This is a genomic window from Merdibacter massiliensis (assembly GCF_900155395.1).
Classification (GTDB): Bacteria; Bacillota_I; Bacilli_A; order Erysipelotrichales; family Erysipelotrichaceae; genus Merdibacter; species Merdibacter massiliensis.
Window position 1 is genome coordinate 44,956 of the sequence record NZ_LT699722.1, and the last position, 17,284, is coordinate 62,239.

Here is a 17,284-nt window from a genome sequence, read left to right on the forward strand (position 1 = left end):
GGCATTCCATGAAACAGAAACTTTGTGTTATTGGTGAGGCATTAATTGATTTTATTCCTGAGCGAAAAGGTTGTGATTTAAAAGATGTAGAAGGATTTCGCCGCGTTGCTGGCGGTGCACCTGCCAATGTGGCTGGTGCCGTTGCTAAACTGGGAGTTCCTGCAATGGTACTCACTCAGTTAGGAAAAGATGCATTTGGCGACCATATCATCCAATCATTAAAAGAAAGCGGTATTGACACATCCCATATTCTGCAGACAGCAGAATATGACACTTCTCTTTCTTTTGTGTCATTACGTGAAGACGGCAACCGTGATTTTAAATTCTATCGCCGCACAGCAGCAGACCTGCAATATGATCCAAATAATATTACCGAAGATTTATTAGATGACTGCGGGATGGTTCACTTTTGCAGCGTATCCTTAGTGGAATCTCCAATGAAAAAAGCACATCAAGCATTATTAGATCTCGCGATGAAAAAAGGGGTGCTCATTAGCTTTGATCCAAATTTGCGTTTCTCTTTATGGGAAGATCAAGATGCACTTTACCATACGATACAAGAGTTTCTGCCTTATGCAGACATCATTAAATTATCTGATGAAGAACTAGAGTTTATCACAGGAAAAAAGACAATTGAAGAAGCATTGCCAATGCTGTTCTCCCATCGCTGCAAATGCGTGGTCTATACACAAGGAAAAGATGGAGCCACCCTATATCGCAAGAACGATCATATTTCTGCGAAAGGGCATCAAGTACAAGTGGTTGATACGACCGGAGCTGGTGATTCTTTCATTGGTGCATTCTTATACTGTCTGTTGAAGGAAGGAACAGACAATCTGGAAGAGATTTCATTAGAATCAATGAAGCATCATTTAGAATTTGCAAATTTATATGCTGCCCACACGACTACGATCGCTGGCGCATTAGCTGCTATGGCTGATCACGAGCAATTACGCAATTTCCAACACATGTTAGATGAAGATGAATAAGAATTAGAAACAGCATGTAAAAACAGTCATTTTTATGGAATGCTTCATCAGGCCTGACTTAAGTCAGGCCTTTTTTGATCATTCTCTTTATGAAACAGCATTTAAGTTTCAAATTGCCGTGTTTAAGATAATTATTCAAAATAAAAACCCTCTCTGCTAGCTTTATATATCCAGCAAAGAGGGTAACTATCATTTTTTTAATGTAATTGTTCCAGCATGATGCTGCAGCCGTCTACTACACAATGCAATGCATTTTCTGCAACAAATACAGGAATTTTTAATTCGTTACGCAAACGGACATCAAAATTCTTCAACAAGGAACCTCCCCCTGTCATCACGATACCGCATTGTACGATATCTGCTGCTAATTCCGGCGGTGTAATTTCCAATACTGTGCGTACTGCACGTACGATTTCATCAACAGCGCCACGCAAAGCAGATTCAATTTCATTTGAGTTTACCTCAATGGAAATTGGTAGACCGCTGTCTAATGCCAATCCGCTTACTTTCATTGTCAACGGTTCTTCCATCGGCAATGCCGAGCCGATGCGGATCTTTACTTCTTCCGCCATTTGTTCACCAATTGCCAATTTCCGATATTTACGCAAATAATCCATGATCAATTGCGTAAAGCGATTTCCAGCTACTTTCAGTGATGTAGAACATACGATATCGCCCAATGAAAGAACGGCAATGTCACTGGTTCCTCCACCGATATCTAGTACCATGCTGCCGCAGGCTCTGCCGATATCTAATCCCGCTCCAACAGCTGCAACTTTTGGCTCTTCTTCCAAATAGACACGTTTTGCTCCTGCACGATAGGCACAATCTCGTATAGCATTTTTCTCTACTGTTGTAATATTCGTCGGATGACAAATCAGGATAATATTTTTTCGAAACATACCTTGTAAATTGCACTGTTTGAAAAAATAATTCAGCAACATCTCTGTTGCTTCAAAATCAGCAATGACCCCATCTTTTAATGGACGAATACTGATCATGCTGCCCGGTGTACGTCCTAACATTTCTTTTGCTTCTTTTCCTGCAGCTATGCATTTTTTTGTTTGCGCATCAACTGTCAAGACAGAAGGTTCATCCACAATGACCCCTTCATTATCCACACAGATCAGTAAATTAGTCGTACCTAAATCAATCCCTACTTTACGCATTCTACTCACTCCTCAATGTCCTATACCAGTTTGATTCGATTAAACGGGAAAAGAACTAGCATATCCTTAGATATAATTTCACTTCGATGAAAAGGTCCAAAATAACGGGAATCAGTTGATCCTGTCCGGTTATCTCCCATCAAAAAATATTCATCGACGCCTAACTTCACCTCATAAAAATCCATGTCTGCATGATGTTTGGTTGGTTCATCGATGATATAATCCTCAATAACCGTTGTTCCATTTACAGTTAATACCCCATCTTGATAACTAATGACATCGCCTGGGATCCCAACGACCCGTTTTACGATCTCACCTTCTTCGCTTTGTGCTACCACAATATCAAAGCGATCAATAGAACCACCCAAAACTATCGAAAGACGATTGGAAATACAGATATCAAAGTTGTTGAGCGTTGGATTCATACTAGAGCCGCGTACAACAACCGGTTTCGCAATAAAGTTTGTAATAATCAAAATGATTGCGACACCAATGACATAATATTTCAGCAGGGAAAAAATCTGTTTGGTTAATGGCATGATTGCTTCCAAATTCCGTCTGATTCGTGTCTGACCGGTATTCGACATTTTTCTTGCCATAACCGAAAATCCCCCTTCCTATTACCGTCATTTCTAATGTGTACTCTGCTTTTGCGTATTTCCAACAATCACCCGCTTTCTGCTAACCACATTCTGATTCTATCCTATTATAGCATAGAGCCCCTCATTTTTACCTACCTACTTATGATAATTTTATTTCATTTTTGTAAGTCGTTCACCACTTTTTCACCTGTCCATGATATTTCTTCCTTTTTTCATCCCTATCTGTTTTTTTTCCTCTATTTGCGATACACTAAGAGGGGAAAAATCAAGGAGAAAAATTTATATGAATTCATTAAAAGAGTTATTTCGCATTGGACCTGGCCCTTCCAGTTCACATACAATGGGACCTCAACGCGCCTGCTTAGAAATGCTGCAGCGTGTTCCTTCAGCAGATCATTTTTGTGTTACCTTATATGGATCGCTTGCCTTAACTGGAAAAGGCCATTTAAGTGATGTTATCATCCAAAAAACATTTGTGCCAAAACCATGTCAGATCATCATGAATACAACAGACACCATGCCACATCCAAACACATTAAAGTTATGCGCATATGATGCCGATAATAATCTATTAAAGGAAATGATCGTTTATTCAATCGGCGGCGGTGCCATTGTGATCAAAGGGGAAGAAAGCAAAGAAGGAAATCATATCTACCCTCATCACTCATTAGACGAAATCAACGCCTACTGCAAAGAAAAACAAATGGATTACTGTCAATATGTTGATGAGATGGAAGGTGAAGAAATCAATACATATCTCAATGAGATTCTCATTCAGATGTGTAAAACGGTGGATACCGGCCTGAATGCCACAGGGATCCTGCCCGGCAAACTAAAAATGGAACGGATCGCCCGCTCCTTATTAACAGAAGCCATTTCCTGTGACGGATCTGAAAAGGAAAAACTTTTATTAAGTGCCTATGCATATGCCGCCAGCGAGGAGAATGCTGCTGGGGGAATGACAGTCACTGCACCAACCTTAGGCAGCAGCGGCCTGCTTCCATCTCTTTTGTATTATTATTACTATGATTGTAAAATGCAAAGAGAACAGCTGGTCAATGGATTAAAGATTGCTGGTTTGATTGGCAATCTGATCAAATACAATGCAACAATTTCAGGTGCACAAGGCGGCTGTCAGGCAGAGGTAGGTGCTGCCTGTTCCATGGGAGCTGCCATGGTTGCTTACTTAATGGGGCTCAGTATGGAACAAATTGAGTATGCGGCAGAAATGGGAATCGAGCATCACCTAGGTTTAACATGTGATCCGGTAGGAGGTTATGTCATGATTCCATGCATCGAACGAAACGCTGTTTGTTCTCTGCGGGCCATTGATGCTGCCGTCTTGGCAAAACATTTACGAAAAGTACATAAAAATCGAGTTAGTTTTGATATGGTCGTAGAAACTATGAACAAAACAGGAATGAAATTGCCAATTGAATTAAAAGAAAGCGCACTAGGCGGTTTAGCCAGTGTCATCAAGATTTAAAAAAAGAAACTCTAAGAGAGACTTGTTTCTTCTTAGAGTTTCTTTTCTATTAGCTTTCCACTTTTTTCATCAAAATATAAGCATCTTGTATGAGACTTTTCTTCTTCCGTTAGTTCTTCGAACCATTGATCGAAACGTTCTAGTTTTTCTTGATCGATGAGATATCCCTTCTCATGTTTTTTTACTAACGTTTCATTTCTTTTCTGCAACCGCTGTAAGCGAATCCATTTTGGACAACGCAGCCAGATAAGCTCATAATTTATTTTATGTGCTTTACAAAATTGAATGACTTCTTTACGCGATTCCCTGCTCCAATGACCATGATCTAAGATACAATTCATTCCCTTATTGATCAGCTGCTGCATCAGCAGACAATCATAAGCACGAATATTTCTCTCTAAAGCTTGCAATGCCTGCGGTCCTTGACAATGATCTTGTAATCGTATTGCCAGATCATCAATAGACAAAATGACCGTTTGTTGATCATCACTATATTGTTGTGCAAACGTAGTTTTGCCCGCAGCCACTTTTCCACACAAGATCATTACCTTTGCCATAAAGTTTTGCTCCTTCCCTACAGCATTTCTGTAATGATCTTGATAAACAAAATCACCAGGACAACAATGATCAATGGACGCACAATGCGAATTCCTCTTTTCATCACCAATGTGCTGCCAATATAATTTCCCGCAATGCTGCAAATAGCTGCGGCAATTCCTAAAGTAAACACAATCTGTCCATTGATCAGAAAAACAAGCAAAGACATGACATTGCTTGCCAAATTTATAAATTTACTGTTACCGTTAGCTGTAGCAACACGCATACCGGCAAATGTCGTAAATAACAAAATTAAAAATGTTCCCGTCCCAGGTCCATAAAATCCATCATAGATGCCGACAACAAACGAACTCAGTGCAACGACTTTATACACATGTCGTTTTGGCAGATCGATTTCCGATTCACGCTCCTGCAGGCCTTTTCCGCGCAATACATGCCATGCAACAAAAGGCAATAACGGCAATAAAATGATGCGAATGATATCTTCACTTGCTAACAAAGATACATTCGATCCGATTGCGGCACCTAGCAATGCGCAACCCACACCAATGAGAGCTGTATCTACTTCCACTAATCGTTTGCGATAAAAACGAACAGAGGATACCAATGTTCCCACCGAAGAAGACAGCTTGTTGGTCGCAATCGCCATATGGGCAGGCAGGCCGGACAAGAAATAAGCAGGGAGCGAGATCAAACCGCCACCGCCTGCTATCGAATCTACCAAACCAGCTAAAAAAACAAATGGACAGACAATCAAAAACATCTGTAATGAAACTTCCATATCCATAACCCCTCTTTATTCCCGTTTCATTATATTGATTTTCTATTCCTCACGCAAGAAATCCAATCATCTTTTCAAAATAAAATATAATTTTGATTGGAAAACCAGTGTCTATGACAGATTATTTTACATTCGTGGTATAATAAACCAGTAATCAATGGAGGAAGATAGAATGGCAGACGTATATGAACAATCATTAAAATTACACGAAGAACATCATGGAAAGATCCGTGTGGAATCAAAAGTAAAGGTAGAAACGATGCAGGACCTCTCGCTTGCTTATACTCCCGGTGTTGCACAACCATGTCGGGAGATCCACGCTAATGAAGAAGAAGTATATCGCTACAGTGCAAAAGGCAATCTAGTAGCCGTTGTATCCGATGGCAGCGCCGTATTGGGATTGGGAAACATCGGCCCAAAAGCAGCCATGCCTGTAATGGAAGGAAAAGCAATCTTATTCAAAGAATTTGCTGATATCGATGCTTTTCCAATCTGTTTGGATACACAGGACAGTGAAGAGATCATTAAAACCGTCAAATATCTAGCACCTACTTTTGGAGGCATCAATCTAGAAGATATCAGTGCACCTAGATGCTTTGAGATCGAACAGCGCCTAAGAAAAGAATTGGATATCCCTGTTTTTCACGATGATCAGCACGGCACAGCCATCGTGGTCAGCGCAGGGATCTTAAATGCTCTTCGCCTAGTAAAAAAAGAGATTGCCTCAGCACGTTTTGTCATCAATGGTGCAGGCAGTGCAGGAATCAGCATTGCGACCTTATTAATGGAAATCGGAGCAAAAAACATCATTATGGTCGATCGTCTTGGTATTTTATGTGAAGGGGAAGACTGGATGAATGATGCCCAAAAAGAAATGGCAAAAAAGACAAATCAAGAACATCTGCGAGGTGATCTGCGTGATGCGATAAAAGAAAGAGATGTTTTTATCGGTGTCAGTGCGCCAAATATCGTAACAAGCGAAATGATAGCAACAATGCATTCAGATGCAATCGTCTTTGCAATGGCCAACCCTGTTCCGGAAATCATGCCGGATGAAGCAAAAAAAGGCGGAGCACGCATTGTTGCGACAGGACGCAGCGATTTTCCAAATCAGATCAATAATGTACTAGTTTTCCCAGGCATTTTCCGCGGTGCATTAGATGCGCGTGCCAAAGACATTACTGAAGAGATGAAGATTGCCGCCGCAAAAGCGATTGCATCCATCGTTTCAGATGAAGAACTAAATGAAGAATATATCATTCCCGATGCTTTTAATAAAAAAGTAGTGCAAGCTGTTGCACAAGCTGTCATGAAAGCAGCAGGAGAAAAGAAATGAGAGAAATTTCGGTAAATCAAATACGCGATATCATTGCCCAGATGGTCATGAAGATCAATGTCGTTTATCCAGAGGATATCCAGACATGCATGCAACAAGCAGCAGAAACCGAAACACATCCGATTGCTCAATCTACGCTGCAGTTCTTATTAAAGAATGCTGCAATCGCAAAAGAAGAAAAATTGCCTATTTGCCAGGATACGGGCATGGCAATCGTTTTCCTCAGTATTGGTCAAGATGTTCACTTTGTTGATGGTTCCCTTTCAAAAGCAGTAAATAAAGGCGTTGCTCTTGGCTACCAGAAAGGATACTTGCGTAAATCTGTCGTTGATGATCCTTTGTTTGACCGCATCAATACCAAAGATAATACTCCTGCGATCCTTTATACTAATATCATAGAAGGTGAACATGTAGAAATTTTAGTAGGCGCAAAAGGATTTGGCAGTGAAAATATGTCTACGATCACTATGTTAAAGCCTGCACAAGGAATACAGGGCGTAAAAGAAACAGTAATCAATGCCATACGTCAGGCAGGTCCAAATGCATGTCCTCCGATGGTCGTAGGTGTTGGTATCGGAGGTACATTTGACTATGCAGCTATGCTGGCAAAAAAAGCAACACTGCGTGCAGACTTGCATAACCCAGATCCTCGTTATGCGCAACTGGAAGAAGAATTGCTTGCAGAAGCAAATAAACTTGGTATCGGACCGCAAGGGATGGGTGGAAATACGACCGTTTTTCGTATCAATGTCGAACAATTCCCAACACATATTGCCGGTTTGCCTTGTGCGGTCAATATTTCCTGTCATGTAACACGGCATGCAAAGGAGGTATTATAATGAAACATATGCAATTACCTCTTTCTATGGAAGAAAGAATGCAGCTCAAAGCTGGGGATCTCCTTTTATTGACTGGAACGATCTATACAGCAAGAGATGCAGCTCATAAACGGTTAAACGATTTACTAGACCAAGGAAAGCCCTTGCCGCTTCCTTTGCAAGACCAAGTCATTTATTATGTAGGTCCCACACCTGCCCCTCCAGGACATATTTATGGAAGTGCCGGTCCAACGACCAGCATGCGTATGGATGCCTATGCGCCCCGCTTATATGATCTAGGTTTGGCCGCAACGATCGGCAAAGGCTATCGTACACAACCCGTTACAGATGCCTGCATTCGAAATCATTCTCTTTATTTGGTCGCAATCGGCGGAGCAGGTGCATTATTAGGAAAATGTGTAAAAAAAGTGGAACCAGTTGCATTTGAAGATCTTGGTGCCGAAGCCATCACAAAATTAGAAGTTGAAGATTTCCCTGTAACGGTTGCCATTGATGCACAAGGGAATAATGTATATCGAAAATAAAAAGTACTCTAATATGAAATGAACACAATTTAAGTATTCGTAGATCAAAAGGAATAATTCCTGAATTAAATAGGAATTATTCCTTTTATTGTTATCGTGATTCTATGCATAAATTTCCTGTATTCTCTACACGCATGATATATATTTGTTTAGCTTGCATCTTTGATGCTCAACAAACCAAAGATGCCTATTCACAATTCTATGAATAGTAAAAAATCCACTTGTCTATACAAAGACAAATGGATTTCACGTTAAGCATTGCTTGCAGCAACTTTTACTTTACTGAAGAGTTCGGCAATGATCGTACGTGTTTCTGCATCATATTTGAACACTTCATCATTCTTGTTATCCGTACGTGGGATATAGGCATTGATTCCTTCATACATACCGCCTTCACCGCTTAGTTCATCCATTACTTCCTTATTTGGAGAAGTGTATCCTACATAACTGGAGTTATCCATTGCGGCATCATATGTACAGACATAATCAATAAATGCATGTGCTAATTCTGGATTTTCCGCATTCTTAGGAATGACCATTGCATCTGTCCACAAGTTTGTACCTGTTTCCGGCATATAGAATCCCATATTTTCATTCTCGCTCATAACGTAAGCTGCATCCCCAGAATAAATCAATCCAAGTGCTTTTCTGCCTTGCGCCATGTTATCGATGATCTCATCGGTTACGATTTCTGGTTCCATTGTTTCTACACATTGCAATAACCACTCATATGCTTCATTCAGCTCATCCCGGTTGGTCGTATTCATAGAATAGCCTAATGCTTTTAACGCCATCATAAAACTGTCACGCTCTGAATCATATAAGTAAATATCCCCTTTATACTTTGTATCTAAGAAGATATTAAATCCTTCTTTTTCAAGATCAGCTTCATCTACTTTTGTTTTATCATATACGATACCAACTGTTCCCCAGAAATATGGAACAGAGTACTCATTTTCCGGATCATATGATAATCCCATAACGCCATCATATAGCTGATCTAAATTCGACAATTTACTTTTGTCCAGCGGTTGTAACAAATCTTCCTGAATCAGGCGTTCGATCATATAGTCACTTGGCACCAGCACATCAAATGATTCTCCATTTGCTACTTTAATGTACATCTGTTCATTTGAATCAAAATAGTCTACTTTGACCGTTGCTCCTGTTTCCTGTTCAAATCCAGAAATTAAGTTTTCGCCCATGTATTCGCCCCAATTGTATAGGTGCAGTGTTTGTCCTTCAAATGGACGATCTCCTCCACCTGAGCTTCCGCATCCGCTCATAGTCAGCACCATTGCCCCTGCTAGTGCACTAGTCAACAATTTTTTCATGTCTTTTCTCCCTTCTTTGCCGAATGATCGGTATTACATTGATAATCACAAGGACTACCGTTATCAATACTACTACTAAAGTAGATATTGCATTGATGCTCGGGTTCACCCGCTTGCTCATGGTATAGACCATGATGCTCAAGTTTTTGACTCCTCCTCCTGTAACGAAGTAAGAGATGATGAAATCGTCAAATGACATTGTAAATGCGATCAAAGCTCCGGAAACGATACCCGGCATGATCTGCGGTACCAATACCTTTGTTAATGCCTGCCAAGGTGTTGCCCCTAGATCCATGGCAGCATCTGCTAAATTAGGATCCAAAGAACGGATCTTTGGCATGACACTTAAGATAACATACGGTGTACAGAATGCTATATGTGCTAATAACATCGTTAAATATCCACGTTCAATATGAAATGTGATAAATAACAGCATTAATCCAATTGCAGTAACAATTTCTGGATTCATGATTGGAAAGTCATTGAGCTGCATGACCAGCTTACGTAAAAATTTCCGGCTTTTAGAAAGGCCGATTGCACTGATCGTACCTAACAAGGTGGACACGATCGTCGCAATCAAAGCGATGCTGATCGTCGTGTACAATGACTGCATCATATCCCGATTGTGATACATGCGTTCATACCAGATGAAGCTGAAGCCTTCAAAATTCGTTAATGATCTCCCTGAGTTAAAAGAGAAGATCACCATAAAGACAATTGGAAGATAGAAGAACAGCAGAATCAGTGCCATCAGCACTTTTCCAACTACACGATTATTTTTTTTCATGCGCGTTTCTTCCCTCCTCCCGTATTATGCTCATCTACACGGCGGATCAGATACATGCAGAGCATCATGATCACTGCCATGATCATCGAAATGGCAGAACCAAAATTCCATTCTCCTACTGTAATGAATTGATTTTCAATGACATTACCTATCAAGAAGAAAGAACCGCCGCCTAATAATTTAGGAATGAAGAAAGAGCTGACAGCCGGTAAGAATACCAATGCAATTCCGCTGATGACACCTGAAAGAGAAAGTGGAAAGGTGACGCGCAAAAATGTCTGCACTTTATTTGCCCCCAGATCCGCACTTGCCTCTAACAGCGAATTGTCCATCTTGCATAAAGAAGTATTGATCTGCAAGATCATAAAAGGAATGAAGTTATAAACCATGCCGATCAGCACAGCTCCTTCGCTATAAAGCAACTCTGTATCACCCATTCCAAAAAAGCTTAGGATACTGGAAACCACACCGCCTTTCGTCAATAAACCGATCCATGCATATGTACGAACCAGCATATTGATCCATGTTGGCAGCGTGATAGCTAAAACCAGGATATTGCGCATGCGATCTGAACTGCGTGCGATAAAATAAGCAATTGGATAGCCTAACAAGACACAGATCACCGTTGTCTTAAAAGCAATCACCAAAGAACGCCATAAAATCAATAAAAAATCTTGGTCGGTAAAAAAACGAATAAAATGATCAAAAGTGAAAGTAAAGTTCACAATGCCATTGCCGCTGTCCGTCAATGCATAAAAGAGGATCAGCAGCATTGGCAGCAAGATCATTAAAATTGTCCAGATCACATATGGAGCAGCTAACTGAGAAAATCGTTTCATCAGAATCCCATCTTCTCCATTACATGGATATCTTCTGGGAAGAAAGTCAAGCCGACCTCTTTGCCTTCTTCTACATAATCCGTTGTATGTATCTTGAACTCACGTCCTGTTGTAGAGAACGTGATCTGATAAACACCTTCGCTTATATTTTCATCATCAAAATCATAATCAACATTGATATCGATGGATTGACTTTCATCACTCAATTTCCATCCTTGTGCATTGGCCCATGTCTTCAGGTCTGTGTCCAAAGCAACGGATTCTTTGATCTCGTCTACCGTTTTAAAGAAGTTAAACGCCATTACTGCTTCATTCGCCCGCTCATTCTTTACGAATGGTTGGTTTACAACAAAGATCCGTCTTTGCACACTAGTTCCTGCGGAAGTGGAGAAGGTAACCGGGTATTGTCCCAATTCCTCTTTCAGATCATATTCAATCTTCGAGATGGAAATATATTCATCTGTTTCTGGATCCCAAGCCTGTGCATCTGCACGTGCAACGATTTCTTTATCATCCAGATCTTTTAGATCTTCAATATCCACATAAAAATCATTAGCGCTGATTTTTTCTTTCCCATTGTCGCCTGTTACATCCTGATTGCGGATCACATGCATGTTGACCGTAACCGAAGTACCCGGCAGCGTTTCTACCATGACCTCATAATGCACGCCTTTAAACAATACGCTCAGCACTTCACCTGTTAATTTGCCTTTATCAACCTCAACGATATCAATATCCTCCGGTCGAATGACAACATCTACCGGTTCATTCTGTTTAAAGTCACGATCTACACAATCAAATACGATATCATCAAATTTCACCTTGTAATCTTCCAGCATCACACCTGAAATGATATTGCTTTCGCCGATAAAGTTGGCAACATAGCGATTGATAGGTTCATTGTATATTTCTCGCGGACTGCCGGCCTGCTGGATTTCTCCATCTTTCATGACAACGATTTTGTCGGACATTGTCAATGCTTCTTCCTGATCATGCGTAACATAGATAAAAGTGATGCCGACCTCTTGCTGAATGCGTTTTAATTCATACTGCATTTCTTTTCGCAATTTCAGATCCAATGCTCCTAATGGTTCATCCAGCAACAGCACTTTTGGTTCATTGACAAGGGCACGTGCGATTGCCACACGCTGTTGTTGTCCTCCACTCAATAAAGTTACATTTTTATCCTCATATCCTTCCAAGCCAATCAGTTTTAACATTTTCATGACTTTTTGCTCGATGACATCTTTGCTCATTTTTTTGATCTTCAAGCCAAATGCAATATTCTGATATACGCTCATATGTGGAAATAATGCATATTTTTGGAATACAGTATTTAATTCTCTTTTATGCGGCGGCACTTTCGCAATATCTTCGCCATCAAAGATGATCGCACCTTCATTTGCCTCTAGAAAACCGCCTAATATACGAAGCAGCGTTGTTTTTCCACATCCGCTTGGGCCTAACAACGTAACAAACTCATTTTCATAAATGTCTAAATTAATGCCTTTCAGCACGATCTGGCCATCGAAATCTTTCACGATATTTCGAAACTGAATCAGTTTTTTCTGTTCCATGCTTCCTTCCTCCCCTAAAACATCGGCGGTGTCGTGATCCATAGGATTCTTGCTTCTACACTGCCCGGATTACTTAAATAATGGCTTTCGGTCCCTTCGATATAGAAGGTTTCTTTCGCTTTGATACGATAACTTCGATTCCCTTTTACTAATAAGATGCTTCCTTTGAGCACATACCCAAACTCTTCTCCACTGTGGCTTGACATCTCCATGCTTTTTGCCCCTGGACGCAAAGTCAATAGGATAGGCTCCATGTCATTTTTCTGTGCATTGGGAACGATCCATTCGATCTTATATTCATCACGCTCATCCTCAAAAAAATCAGAAGTATGAAACACGATCTTCTGTTGTTTTTCCTGCTGAAAAAAATGGGAAAGATCCGTACCTAGTGCTTCCAGTATATCTTCCAAAGTCGAGATACTGGGACTGGTAAGATTGCGTTCTACCTGTGAAAGAAATCCTTTGGTCAGCTCGCTGCGGCTTGCCAGTTCTTCCAATGTCAGATCATTGGAAAGACGAAGCTCTTTGATCTTCTTTCCTATATCCATTGCACGCACCTCCTTGTTTTGTAATCCTAAACTTTTCGTTCAATAAAACCAAACAAGAATATTATACACGCTGTCATTGCAATTGCAATATAAATTTCAATATTATTAAATTTTTTGTTTGAAATTACTAAACTTTCCAACTGTATGCCTATTTTGATTTTTATATTTCGAATACACATGCACTATTAGGATAGATCAATATATGCATCTTTAAACAAAAAAAGCTTTGCCTTTTTTCACATTGACAAAGCTTATATTGCTGATATTACCATGTTGTTAGTGATTTGGGGAAAGATACACTTCTTTGATCACCGCTAAATTTTGCATAGCGCTGCTTTTCGCGATTACTTTCCAAGCGAGCAAGGAAATGGTGAAATCAACCATGCTGTGTACAAGCGATCCAATCCCTACCAATACAAACAATAAATAAAATAAAGAAGATGCATCATAGCCTCCATACATCGGGAATACGATCAACACCTCGCATACCGCATGAACGACACCGATCACAAAATTAAACACAACGATCTTCCACGGACTATGAAAAAGATCCGGATGTTTTTGTAAGTAAAGTGCTCCTCCATACGCCCAGATAACATGGGTAAGTGCCCGCAATACAACAGGCAGCGTAAACCCTGCCAGATAGAAACCAACGGTTGTACCAAGCGCAACTCCTAATGCTGTCATCGGTGAAACGAACATTGCGGCCATGATTGCCACATGGGAACCTAAAGTAAAAGACATCGGCTCTAACAAGATCTTGATTGGCGAGATCATAGGAATTAAAATGCCGATAGCAATCAACATTGCTGTAATGCACATTAACTGCACGTGCTTTTTTGACTGACTCATAAAACAACCCCCTTAGTATAGATATGTGTCAAGACACATATCTATACTATACTTTTTGAATGAGCAAAAGTCAATAAAAAACACAGAATACTCTGTGCTTTAATGTTTGATTGGCAATCGTTGAACGATCAACGGCACAAGGATAAGTCCTACGATACAAGTAGCAATCATATATGGTGCATTGTAAATAATGGATCCCCATAACGTTGTTTCCCATACCAATACTCCACCAATCATGTGTGAAACAAAACGCAGAAAGTTTGTAATAAGCACCCCTGTATAAAAATAACCAATATTCGGGAACAAACTTGCAATGCCGTAAATTGAAAATGCAAATAAATAGTCCAGGAAGAATCCTAGTAAGTTGGACATATACATTGGACCTGTTACAAATTGAATCAATACCGATACAACACCGGAAATCATCGCTTTCTTCCATCCCAGATGGTAACTGCAGACCAGCAACACAACTGTTGAAATACCGATGCTTCCGCCATTAGGCATTTTTAAGAAAGGAATAAACGAATTGGAAATCACATCCAGCACCGCAAATAAAGCAGCATACATTGCCATAAAAACCAGATCTTTTACATTTTTGTTCATAAAAAAACACCTCCATCAACGAGGCGTAAGGATACTGAAAAAAATACAGACTCCCTACGCTGGCATTACCCAGATCAGGTCATGAGGGACCGGCGATTTGCTCATCTCAGCATTTTCTTTAAAAATGCGCCCCTGTCTTTGACAGTTTTATTATACGTTTTTTCGCATAAATGCAAGAAAAAAAGGTGATTGCCCACCTCTTAGTGCCGCAAGCGAAAGGTCTTAGAAGCATGCTTGCCGATCAAATAATAAGCAATCACCGCATAAAGAAAAGAGAATACGATCATTAAGATACCGAATAAGAATGCATCTACACGAAGATAGATAAATGCAAAGCACAGTATATAAGTGATCCCCATAACCATGCCATAGGTAGCACTTTTCGTTTCTGTTGCTGCATTATACGGCTGTAACAAATAATAACAAGTTAAATAATGAATAGAGAATAATACACTGGATGCAAGCACGCTGATGATGACAACCAGAGAAGTCCATGCAAGGGTTGGATCACATACAAGCAATATTCCGGCATATCCTGCCCCTAATATCAAGGCCGGCAATAAATTGATACGAATGACGGCAAACAAACGAAGCCGAAACAAAGACAGGATCGTTTCTTTTCTTCGATAAAACGAATACGTCAACATACTGTGATCACAATTGCGAAACATTGCCTGCACAACAGATTTTCCTGAATGGAACGAATAAACCAAAAAAATCAAATATGGCAAATACACCAATAATACATCTCTTCCTTCAGCTTTTGCTTGAGGAAAATACAATAACGCTAGAAACAATACCAGCCATACAAGCAAAGTAATCAATGAGATCCGCTTTGCATAACGCCACAACAGCCGTTGATGCCGTTTAATAAAAAGCTCATTGAAATAAGCATACCCATGCTTGTTGCTTGTAATCAAATGATCATCGCTGATCTTGTTTTGATAATTTTCATTTGTGACCGTATTCAAACTTACATGTACTGCCGTATTCTTTTGTTGAAAAAGTTGTTGAGCCAAAGAACGATAATGAGCAAACTTCCATAAATAAGGAAATACGAATAAGCCAAATACGAAACTGCATGATGCCGCTGTCATGATACAGAAAGCGGGAAGAAACAGTTTAGGTATAATAGCACCATAAGCCAGAAAGAAACAGATCGCAATCGTGCCCCACACCCATTTGACAGGGGAATTCTCATTGCGTACAATGCCTTTCTGTTCATAGTGATAGAGCGATACAGCTACACTGATCGTTTTTGCGCCGGCAACGCCAAAAGGCAATAAACCAAGCCAAACAGGTGCCTGCCATCGTATAATCAAGAACAACAAAAACGCCTGTGTTCCCACAAATACACGAGCTATTGAATATAGGTGTTGTGTGACAGAATAAGATCGGGCATTCATTCGCATCAAAATAATTGCATAATAAGTATCTTTTCTGGGATCAAAAACTCGACAATTACAAACTGCTCCGGCAATGGTCAAAAACAAATAGATATGCGCAAATGCATCATAGGAAAAAGCAAAATATTGCATTGGAAGAAACACACAGATAAACAAGTACAAGCCATTATTCAAAAACATGGAGAGAAATTCCCAGATGATCGAACATATCAGAGCAAATCTCTTTAATCCTTTGGAAGCATATAAAGAGATTGGCAATAACCGTTTGATCAAAGGGAGTTGTTTCAATGAATATAGGATCGTATTAACACGATAAGCAATGCGTAAACGCATAGAGATCCAAAATGTATCAATCATGTGACTCCTCCCGTAATGCAGATAAAATAGAGTGACGGAAAGTTTCTTCATCCTCTATCTTCTCTATTTGTGTCAATGTTCCTTGATTTAATACTACGATTTCATCACACAGATCTAATGCGAGTTCCATGATATGCGTAGACAAGATCAAGATACAGTCTTTTTTCAATTCCCGCAAGATGTCTTTCATTTCTTCTGCAACAACTACATCCAGCGATGTCAATGGTTCATCCAGCAGCAGCACTTTAGGATGAGCAATGATATTGATCAACATCTGCATCTTGTTTTTCATTCCATGCGAATAATCTTTTAACAATCGATCTCGATCTTCCGTCTCGATATTGATAAAATCAAAATACGAATCGATTGATTTTAGATCCGATATCTGATCTGCATGAATTTCAATAAAAAACTTTAAAAATTCCCTCGCTGTTAGAAACTCCGGTACTTGCGGGGTGGAGAGCACATAGCCAATTTGTTCCATAGTTAACGGCATTACTTGTCCTTTCTCCTCTAAATAAAAAGAGCCTCCATCAATTATCAGATCCTGATTCAAACAGTTGAACAAAGTTGTCTTGCCTGCTCCGTTGCGTCCAAGCAATCCATAGATCTTTCCTTGTGAAAAAGTAAAATGGATATCTTTCAGCACTTTCTTTTCTTCAAAATTCTTTTGTAAATGTTCAATTCTTAATTGCAT

Annotated in this window: 18 protein-coding genes and 1 riboswitch; of the genes, 5 read left to right on the top strand and 13 right to left on the bottom strand. The window is 39.9% G+C overall.

The genetic code is table 11. The annotated features are described in order from the left end of the window. The first annotated feature begins 8 nt into the window (after nt 1-8). Nucleotides 9-989, top strand: a complete 981-nt coding sequence (locus tag BQ9859_RS03995) for a carbohydrate kinase family protein (RefSeq protein WP_075876985.1) — start codon at nt 9-11, stop codon at nt 987-989. Nucleotides 990-1,186: 197 nt separating this feature from the next. Here the strand turns inward: BQ9859_RS03995 and mreB are convergent, their stop codons facing one another. Together mreB and lepB are read right to left on the bottom strand one after the other, a co-directional pair. Beyond that, nucleotides 1,187-2,158: a rod shape-determining protein gene (gene mreB, locus BQ9859_RS04000; protein ID WP_075876986.1), complete on the bottom strand. Its 972-nt coding sequence runs from the start codon at nt 2,156-2,158 to the stop codon at nt 1,187-1,189. 20 nt (nt 2,159-2,178) lie between these two features. Continuing rightward, nucleotides 2,179-2,757 (bottom strand): signal peptidase I, encoded by a 579-nt coding sequence (gene lepB, locus BQ9859_RS04005; protein WP_083662646.1) that lies wholly within the window; start codon nt 2,755-2,757, stop codon nt 2,179-2,181. Nucleotides 2,758-3,043: 286 nt separating this feature from the next. On the opposite strand from lepB, the gene BQ9859_RS04010 reads away from it, so the two are divergent. Then, nucleotides 3,044-4,246 carry an L-serine ammonia-lyase, iron-sulfur-dependent, subunit alpha gene (locus BQ9859_RS04010; RefSeq protein WP_075876987.1) on the top strand — a complete coding sequence of 401 codons (1,203 nt, stop codon included), beginning with the start codon at nt 3,044-3,046 and terminating at the stop codon, nt 4,244-4,246. Nucleotides 4,247-4,278: 32 nt separating this feature from the next. Here the strand turns inward: BQ9859_RS04010 and BQ9859_RS04015 are convergent, their stop codons facing one another. Both BQ9859_RS04015 and BQ9859_RS04020 read right to left on the bottom strand, forming a co-directional pair. Next, nucleotides 4,279-4,803 (bottom strand): P-loop nucleotide/nucleoside kinase family protein, encoded by a 525-nt coding sequence (locus BQ9859_RS04015; protein ID WP_075876988.1) that lies wholly within the window; start codon nt 4,801-4,803, stop codon nt 4,279-4,281. A gap of 17 nt (nt 4,804-4,820) precedes the next feature. After that, a complete protein-coding gene (locus BQ9859_RS04020; RefSeq protein ID WP_075877049.1) occupies nt 4,821-5,585 on the bottom strand; it encodes a sulfite exporter TauE/SafE family protein in 765 nt (254 codons plus the stop codon). Between the two features lie 172 nt (nt 5,586-5,757). Between BQ9859_RS04020 and BQ9859_RS04025 the strand changes: the two genes are divergently transcribed. The 3 genes from BQ9859_RS04025 to BQ9859_RS04035 are packed head-to-tail and all read left to right on the top strand — an operon-like array spanning nt 5,758 to nt 8,284. After that, on the top strand, nt 5,758-6,921 hold the full coding sequence (locus BQ9859_RS04025; RefSeq protein WP_075876989.1) for an NAD(P)-dependent malic enzyme: 1,164 nt from the start codon (nt 5,758-5,760) through the stop codon (nt 6,919-6,921). Further along, on the top strand, nt 6,918-7,760 hold the full coding sequence (locus tag BQ9859_RS04030; protein WP_075876990.1) for a fumarate hydratase: 843 nt from the start codon (nt 6,918-6,920) through the stop codon (nt 7,758-7,760). Before BQ9859_RS04025 ends, BQ9859_RS04030 begins: the two co-directional genes overlap by 4 nt. Beyond that, nucleotides 7,760-8,284: a Fe-S-containing hydro-lyase gene (locus tag BQ9859_RS04035; protein ID WP_202613448.1), complete on the top strand. Its 525-nt coding sequence runs from the start codon at nt 7,760-7,762 to the stop codon at nt 8,282-8,284. The genes BQ9859_RS04030 and BQ9859_RS04035 overlap by 1 nt, the downstream gene beginning before the upstream one ends. Nucleotides 8,285-8,535: 251 nt before the next feature. On the opposite strand, the gene BQ9859_RS12590 is transcribed toward BQ9859_RS04035, so the two are convergent. The 9 genes from BQ9859_RS12590 to BQ9859_RS04080 form a co-directional block, all read right to left on the bottom strand. Continuing rightward, nucleotides 8,536-9,618 (bottom strand): ABC transporter substrate-binding protein, encoded by a 1,083-nt coding sequence (locus BQ9859_RS12590; RefSeq protein WP_075876991.1) that lies wholly within the window; start codon nt 9,616-9,618, stop codon nt 8,536-8,538. Further along, complete coding sequence (locus BQ9859_RS12595; protein ID WP_075876992.1) at nt 9,599-10,405, bottom strand: ABC transporter permease; 807 nt, start codon at nt 10,403-10,405, stop codon at nt 9,599-9,601. The genes BQ9859_RS12590 and BQ9859_RS12595 overlap by 20 nt, the downstream gene beginning before the upstream one ends. After that, complete coding sequence (locus tag BQ9859_RS04050) at nt 10,402-11,244, bottom strand: ABC transporter permease (protein WP_075876993.1); 843 nt, start codon at nt 11,242-11,244, stop codon at nt 10,402-10,404. The genes BQ9859_RS12595 and BQ9859_RS04050 overlap by 4 nt, the downstream gene beginning before the upstream one ends. Beyond that, a complete protein-coding gene (locus tag BQ9859_RS04055) occupies nt 11,244-12,821 on the bottom strand; it encodes an ABC transporter ATP-binding protein (protein ID WP_075876994.1) in 1,578 nt (525 codons plus the stop codon). Before BQ9859_RS04055 ends, BQ9859_RS04050 begins: the two co-directional genes overlap by 1 nt. A 14-nt stretch (nt 12,822-12,835) precedes the next feature. After that, nucleotides 12,836-13,369 carry a helix-turn-helix domain-containing protein gene (locus BQ9859_RS04060; protein WP_075876995.1) on the bottom strand — a complete coding sequence of 178 codons (534 nt, stop codon included), beginning with the start codon at nt 13,367-13,369 and terminating at the stop codon, nt 12,836-12,838. A 276-nt stretch (nt 13,370-13,645) separates the two neighbouring features. Continuing rightward, the gene (locus tag BQ9859_RS04065; RefSeq protein WP_075876996.1) at nt 13,646-14,221 is read right to left on the bottom strand and encodes a hypothetical protein; all 576 of its coding nucleotides are present in this window, start codon (nt 14,219-14,221) and stop codon (nt 13,646-13,648) included. 99 nt (nt 14,222-14,320) lie between these two features. Continuing rightward, the gene (locus BQ9859_RS04070) at nt 14,321-14,824 is read right to left on the bottom strand and encodes an energy-coupled thiamine transporter ThiT (protein ID WP_075876997.1); all 504 of its coding nucleotides are present in this window, start codon (nt 14,822-14,824) and stop codon (nt 14,321-14,323) included. Nucleotides 14,825-14,858: 34 nt separating this feature from the next. Beyond that, a riboswitch (TPP riboswitch) is annotated at nt 14,859-14,968 on the bottom strand. Between the two features lie 56 nt (nt 14,969-15,024). Beyond that, nucleotides 15,025-16,587: a hypothetical protein gene (locus tag BQ9859_RS04075; protein ID WP_075876998.1), complete on the bottom strand. Its 1,563-nt coding sequence runs from the start codon at nt 16,585-16,587 to the stop codon at nt 15,025-15,027. Continuing rightward, nucleotides 16,580-17,284, bottom strand: a complete 705-nt coding sequence (locus BQ9859_RS04080; protein ID WP_075876999.1) for an ABC transporter ATP-binding protein — start codon at nt 17,282-17,284, stop codon at nt 16,580-16,582. Before BQ9859_RS04080 ends, BQ9859_RS04075 begins: the two co-directional genes overlap by 8 nt.